The organism is Paludifilum halophilum (assembly GCF_002245355.1).
Classification (GTDB): domain Bacteria; phylum Bacillota; class Bacilli; order Thermoactinomycetales; family DSM-45169; genus Paludifilum; species Paludifilum halophilum.
This window is the reverse complement of the sequence record NZ_NOWF01000108.1, coordinates 1-431: the sequence shown is the minus strand read 5'-3', so window position 1 is coordinate 431 and position 431 is coordinate 1. Positions and strand designations below refer to the sequence as shown.

The 431-nt window shown below is 51.7% G+C and carries 1 protein-coding gene; it reads left to right on the top strand.

Annotation, left to right across the window (positions count from 1 at the left end; all coding sequences use genetic code 11):
* Positions 1 to 257: 257 nt before the first annotated feature.
* The coding region (locus CHM34_RS20285; RefSeq protein ID WP_369126368.1) for a flavodoxin domain-containing protein at positions 258 to 431 on the top strand (174 nt) is incomplete at its 3' end.

The window sequence follows — 431 nt, the reverse complement described above, 5'->3', positions numbered from 1 at the left end:
GAAATCGGCTGCGTCGGCCATTGCCCCGGGAACGATGATGATTCCAGGTCCGTTGCCGAAGCGCCAGAGCGCGTGCAACTGCACGCCGCCCGAGCAGATGAACCGTGACTCCATTTCTCACACATGCCTTCCTAGGCCTCTGAACTATTTTCTAGAATCATAGTACATGAAATCAATGCCAGAAGTGCACTCAAGTGCATTCTCCTGTTGACCTCGCGAGACGTTCGAGTTACGTTGATAGAACGAGATTCCAGAAAATGATTGGATTAATAATGACACGATTCGCAGTCATCTACTATTCGTCGACAGGTTCAGTGCACGATTTGGCTGAGGCATATGCTGCTGGTGCAGAGGAAGCTGGAGCTGAAGTTCGACTTCGGCGAGTGGCTGAGCTCGTCCCACATGAGATAGTCGAAGCCAACGAAGCGTGG